The organism is Serratia sp. (in: enterobacteria) (assembly GCF_046715635.1).
In the GTDB taxonomy this organism is placed as follows: Bacteria; Pseudomonadota; Gammaproteobacteria; order Enterobacterales; family Enterobacteriaceae; genus Chania.
Window position 1 is genome coordinate 1 of sequence record NZ_JBKJYW010000063.1, and the last position, 6121, is coordinate 6121.

A 6121-nucleotide genomic window follows, 5' to 3' on the forward strand; every position below is an offset into this window, starting at 1 on the left:
CCGAACAAGTGTTCATGATGTCCCCGGTCTGTACACTCCCACCGGGAGAGGGGACGGAACGTGCCACAACTCTGCTGCTATGTCTGAATCTCATACCATTCCCACATTTTCATTTACACCTGTGCTAGCGCCAGCTGGAATTGGCTCCTGTACCTAACCATAAAACCGCTCTAGCTCCCTCTCCCTGTGGGAGAGGGTTGGGGTGAGGGGCCTTCACGCTCTGCAATACGCGCCACCAACGCGCCCAATAAAAGCAGATCGATCAACAGCGCAATGGCGAAATTCGCCGATGCCTGTGATTGGATCAGCAACGTCACCGACATAACGACACCGATGACCGCTAACGTGACAACACCGGCAGCTACGCTGATGTTAGCTAGCGGCTGCAACAGCGCCGTCGTCACCTGGCTGGCGCTCCCCAGCCCAATGCCGCCGATAACGATCCCCGGCAACATCATCAGCCAATCATTGCGGCCAAGTAACACCAGCAGCAACCCCACGGCAGAAAGCAGCAGGCTCTGCCATAACGCGGCTAGGGTTTTCTGCTTGTGTCCCGCCAGCAAACGCATCAGCGCCCTTCCGCTGACATTGGCTAGCAGCAGCGCTAACCACAGCGTGATGGCAATCTCCGGCCTGCCCCACCACATTTTCAACAGCAAAACGCCTGCCGATATCAACACGCTGTACACGATGGTGCGCGCAATCGCCCCCGGTTGCCCTACCGCACCTGCGGTACCTATTTCTGCTGGTGATCTCATAATGACTCCTGACACTGAGGTGGAGTGATGAATAAATCTCACCCCATTAATCGAATGCCATCAGCCTATCCAAGGTATATAGTCATAACAAACTCATAGTTTTCAGCCTTGGATGAGAAAAATTCAGCTATGAAAAAAATCCATCTTCCCCCGCTGGGCGCTTTGCGCGCCTTTCATGCGGTTGCCAGCTGTTGCAGCTTTAAACAGGCCGGTGAGGAACTCAACGTCAGCGCAACGGCAATCAGCCATCAGATCAAATTACTGGAGTCAATTCTGGCATGCAGGGTCTTCGAACGTAGTGCACGTGGAGTTAGCCTGACCGAAACCGGCGAGATTTTATATGCCGGTACGCAACGCGCCTTTGCGGCTCTGGAGCAGGCCGCTGCACAGATCATGCATTCTCAGCAGCCTCAAGCCCTGACGGTCACCACTACCTCCAATTTTCTGACCCATTGGCTGGTGCCGCGCCTGGCCGATTTCAAGGCGGAATTCCCGGACATCGATCTGCGGTTACATACCAGCGTAGAACGGGTTGACTTAACGCAGCGTACCGTCGATGTCGCCATTCGCTATCGTGAAATGCCGGAGCAAACGTTGCACTCAACTTTATTGTACGAGGATCGCTTTATCGCGGTAGCCAGCCCGTCATTGGCGCTGGCAGATATCGACGATTTACGCGGGGCGACGCTGTTTCACGTGGAAAACCGGCTGGTGCCCGCCGACTCCCCGAGCTGGCAAAACTGGCGGAGGAACTATGGGCCACAGGATCTGAATGTAGACGCGGGGCTGACCTTCAGCGACGAAACCCATGCGCTACAGGCGGCGATTGCGGGACAGGGGGTGGTGATTGCCAGCCAGTTGCTGGCGCGAGATTTGTTACAACGCGGCGTGTTAACCGCCCCATTCGAGATGTCATTACCCGGTGCCCGCTATTACCTGGTTACCACGGAAGAAAACGCGCAACGCCAGGATATCATTGCGTTGCGCGACTGGCTGTTAAGGCAAATAACGCCAGGGATGCCTTATCATACTCACTCATAGTTCACAATCACCTGATTAGAGATCGCCCGCAGCGGAGGGTTTAACGCGCCGCGAGACTTCACGTAATAAATGAAGCGGAACTCGCTGTCTGCGGGAATACCGTTGAAAGCCTCACTGCGGCCACTGCCCGCGCCGAGCGGTAGGCAGCGTGACGAGGTGCAAAGCTGCACCTGTAATCCGGCAGGCGCGCCTGCCAGCAACTGATAACGCCAGCTTACGCTAGTCACCCGAGCCTCGGCCGCCAGTGGATTGGCTGGCCGCAGGCTGGGGGAAACGTCACGCACGCTCCCCGTTTCCAGCGTTACGCCGGTGGCATCGGCGGCCCAAGAGCCCGACACCGCCTGCGCCGCCAACGGAGCGAACAACACCAACAGAGGAAGGTAAACTTTCATCATGCAGCTCCAATGGTTGAGGTCATGCGGATCTGACGTTCGTCGTTGATTTCCAGATTCGACAGCACCACCAACTGCGGCAAGGTACGGCGCAGGAAGCGCGCCAACAGGGCACGTAACGCATGGTTTACCAGCAGCACCGGCGGTGCGCTGAGCATTTCCTGACGTTGCAGCGCCTGTTTGGCCTGATCTAACAAGCGGTCTGCCAAACCCGGTTCAAGGCCGCCGCCCCCTTGCAGGGCCTGCAACAATAGACGCTCAAGCGGCGTATCCAGACCAATAACCTGGATCTCCCCGTTACCCGGGAACCACTGTTGGGTGATGGCCCGCCCAAGGGCCACGCGCACCACAGAGGTCAATTCGAAAGGATCGCTTTGCGTTGGCGCATGTTCCGCCAGCGTTTCTATAATGGTGCGCATATCGCGGATCGACACCCTTTCGGCCAGCAGATTCTGTAGCACCTTGTGCAACGTGGTCAGCGAAACTACCCCAGGTACAAAATCTTCCGTCAACTTCGGCATCTCCTGCGAAACACGATCCAACAGCTGCTGGGTTTCCTGGCGACCAAACAGCTCGCTGGCAAACTGACCGAGCAAATGGTTGAGATGAGTGGCGACGACGGTGCTGGCTTCCACCACCGTGAACCCCTGGATCTGCGCCTGTTCACGCAGTGCGCTATCGATCCACACCGCCTCCAGCCCGAAGGCCGGATCGACGGTTTTGTCACCCGCCAGATCGCCCACCGCATTGCCCGGATTAATCGCCAGCCAGCGCCCCGGATGCGCCTCACCGCTGCCAATCTCCACTCCTTTCATCAGAATACGGTAGCTGGCTGCAGACAGTTCGAGGTTATCGCGAATATGCACCACCGGTGGCAGATAGCCCGTATCCTGAGCGAATTTTTTACGGATGCCACGGATACGCCCCAGCAGCTCGCCGTTTTGCTGAAAGTCCACCATGGGGATCAGGCGATAGCCCACCTCCATGCCCAACGGGTCCTCCAGTTGTACATCAGACCAACTGGCCTCCATCGCCTGCGGATTTTCCTGCGGCAGCGGCGGTTCTTTAACCTTCGGCTGTTGCTGTTCACGCCCGCGCAGCCGCCAGGCCAACGCCAGCAGTGCCGCCGTAAACAGCAAGAACACCAGGTTTGGCATACCAGGAACCATCCCCAACAGCCCCAACACCGCAGCACTCAACACCATCACGCGCGGATTGTTGAACAGTTGGCTCACCATCTGCTCGCCAACGTCCTCATCGGTCGCTACGCGGGTGACGATCACACCGGCCGCCGTCGAGATCACCAACGCCGGGATCTGGGCGACCAGGCCATCACCGATGGTCAGCAAGGTATAGGTTTCTGCCGCAGTACCCAGTTCCATGCCGTGTTGGATCACGCCGACTAACAGGCCCCCCACCACGTTAATCACCATGATCATCAAGCCTGCTACCGCATCACCGCGCACAAACTTGCTGGCACCGTCCATCGAACCGTAGAAATCCGCTTCCTGCGTCACTTCGGAGCGGCGCTTTTTAGCCTCGTCTTCGCCGATCAACCCGGCGTTCAGATCGGCATCGATCGCCATCTGTTTGCCTGGCATCCCGTCAAGGACAAAACGGGCGCCCACTTCGGCAATACGCCCGGCCCCTTTGGTGATCACCATAAAGTTGATCAGCACCAGGATGATAAACACCACGATACCGATGGCGAAGTTGCCGCCCACCAGGAAGTGACCGAACGCCTCAACAACCCGCCCCGCCGCCGCCGAGCCGGTATGCCCCTCCATCAAAATGATCCTCGTGGAGGCCACGTTCAGCGATAGGCGTAACAAGGTTGAGAACAGCAGAATGGTCGGGAAGGCCGCAAACTCCAGCGTCCGCTGGGTAAACATCGCCACCAACAGCACCATGATCGACAAGGCAATATTGAAGGTAAACAGCAGATCGAGGATAAATGCCGGTAACGGCAGCACCATCATCGACAGGATCATCAGGATCAGTATCGGGCCAGCCAGCACCTGCCACTGCGTATCTTTAAAATTACCCGGCAAACGAAGCAGGGAGGCCAAATTAGCCATCTGAGTTATTCTCTCCAGCAAAATCCAGTGCTTGCGGCACCGGTAAACGTTGAGGTTTTTTCGGGATCAGGCCGCCTTCACGCTGCCAACGGCGCAGCTGGTAGACCCAGGCCAGGACCTCGGCCACGGCGGCATACAAGGTCGTGGGAATGTGCTGCCCAATCTCACTGTGACGGTATAGCGCCCGCGCCAGCGGCGGAGCTTCCAGGGTCGGGATTCGATGCTCGTTCGCCAATTCACGGATACGCAAGGCAATCTCTCCTGCTCCTTTGGCAAGGACTTTTGGCGCACTCATGTTCTTGTCGTTGTATTGCAATGCCACGGCGTAATGCGTCGGGTTGGTGACGATCACGTCGGCCTTCGGCACGTCGGACATCATGCGGCGGCGAGAGATGGCCCGCTGTTGCTGGCGAATACGCCCTTTGACATGGGGATCGCCCTCCTGCTGCTTATGTTCGTCGCGGATGTCCTGCTTGGTCATCTTCAATTTCTTGAAGTGGCTCCATAGCTGATAAAACACGTCGAAGGCCACCATCGGCACCAGTCCAAGGACGATCAACATGCCGCAGAAGATCACAATCTGTAGCGCATTGCGCAGTGCGTCCTGCGGTTGCTGGGTGACCAGATGTAGCATCGCCGCCCAGTTGTGCCACAGGTAGAGCCCGGCTACCCAACCTACCAGCGTCGCTTTGAGGATGGCCTTCAGCAACTCCGCTAGCACCTGGGTGGAGAACATCCGTTTTAATCCGGAAATCGGGTTCATGCGCTTGGCATCAAACTTTAGGCTGAAGGCCACGCCGCCCAGCAGCATCGGGGCTGCCAGCGCCACCAGCACCAATCCGGCCAGGATAGGCATCAACGCCCACACCGCCTGACGCAGCAGCATGGCAAACTGGCGCAGCATCTGCTTATCGTTGCTGACCATGTGGTGATCGAAGTGCAGCCCATCCGATAACATCCTCGCCAACTGCTGCGCCATATGGCCGCCTGCGACCCACAATATCGACAACCCGGCAATCAGCATCAGGATCGAGGTCAGTTCACGCGAACGCGCAATCTGGCCCTCTTCACGCGCCTTTTCCAGCCGGTGGGGTGTGGGGGCCTCAGTTTTTTCCATATCACTGTCTTCGGCCAAGGCGAGGGTTCCCATTGCGTGCGAAGAATAGAATTGCCGTCAGCATGCCAAAAAAATGCGGATTTCATTGCGGGAACAACGGCGCAAAAGGCCGGTTATTTCGGGGATGGGCTAGCGAAAAGATTTAGGGCGCAAGGGTGCGCCCTAATAAAAGATCAAAAACCCAGGCTGTCGAGCAGATCGTCCACCTGAGCCTGATTGGCGATCACGCCAGCCCCGTTCTGATCCAACTGCGGGCCATTGAGCAGGCTGTCGTTCGGTCTTTTCTCTTTGGCTGGCTGATCCGGGATGTTTTCCATCAGCACCATCAGCAGCTGCTTTTCAATCTCCTGCACCACGTCCATCATACGCTTGATCACCTGGCCGGTGAGATCCTGGAAATCCTGCGCCATCATGATCTCCAGCAACTGGGCGTTGGTGAATGCGGTGTGCTCCGGCACCCGATCCAGATACTGACGGGTATCAGTCACCAGTGAACGGGCATCTGCCAGCTCGATCGGGTTGGCAAACCACTAGTCCCAGCGCCCTTTAAGCGTATTGGCCTGCGACTCCAACTCCGCCTGTCGGGGTTGTGCCGCTTCCACGCAGTTGAGCGCTCGTTCCGCCGCCTGCGCCGTCATGGTGACCACATAATCAAGACGGTCGCGTGCGTCCGGGATCGCTTCGGCAGCCTGAGCGATAGCCTGATCTAGCCCCAGCTCACGCATGCTGTCACGC

At 57.6% G+C, this 6121-nt stretch carries 5 protein-coding genes and 1 pseudogene; 1 reads left to right on the forward strand and 5 read right to left on the reverse strand.

The window, feature by feature from the left end; all coding sequences use genetic code 11:
- Positions 1 to 170: 170 nt before the first annotated feature.
- Positions 171 to 758, reverse strand: coding sequence for a hypothetical protein (locus ACLQ7H_RS03200; protein ID WP_411751422.1), 588 nt, complete (start codon positions 756 to 758; stop codon positions 171 to 173).
- 129 nt (positions 759 to 887) lie between these two features.
- Between ACLQ7H_RS03200 and ACLQ7H_RS03205 the strand changes: the two genes are divergently transcribed.
- Positions 888 to 1799 (forward strand): LysR substrate-binding domain-containing protein, encoded by a 912-nt coding sequence (locus tag ACLQ7H_RS03205; protein ID WP_411751423.1) that lies wholly within the window; start codon positions 888 to 890, stop codon positions 1797 to 1799.
- Here ACLQ7H_RS03205 and ACLQ7H_RS03210 read toward each other — a convergent pair.
- From ACLQ7H_RS03210 to cheZ, 4 genes and pseudogenes are all read right to left on the reverse strand, one after another.
- A complete protein-coding gene (locus ACLQ7H_RS03210) occupies positions 1790 to 2191 on the reverse strand; it encodes a flagellar protein FlhE (RefSeq protein ID WP_411751426.1) in 402 nt (133 codons plus the stop codon). The genes ACLQ7H_RS03205 and ACLQ7H_RS03210 overlap by 10 nt on opposite strands.
- Positions 2191 to 4269 carry a flagellar biosynthesis protein FlhA gene (gene flhA, locus ACLQ7H_RS03215; RefSeq protein ID WP_411751424.1) on the reverse strand — a complete coding sequence of 693 codons (2079 nt, stop codon included), beginning with the start codon at positions 4267 to 4269 and terminating at the stop codon, positions 2191 to 2193. The genes ACLQ7H_RS03210 and flhA overlap by 1 nt, the downstream gene beginning before the upstream one ends.
- Entirely contained in the window at positions 4262 to 5404 is a 1143-nt protein-coding gene (flhB, locus tag ACLQ7H_RS03220; RefSeq protein WP_411751425.1) for a flagellar biosynthesis protein FlhB, read from the reverse strand. The genes flhA and flhB overlap by 8 nt, the downstream gene beginning before the upstream one ends.
- A gap of 155 nt (positions 5405 to 5559) precedes the next feature.
- Positions 5560 to 6121: pseudogene (cheZ, locus tag ACLQ7H_RS03225) on the reverse strand (protein phosphatase CheZ); the annotation flags it as partial.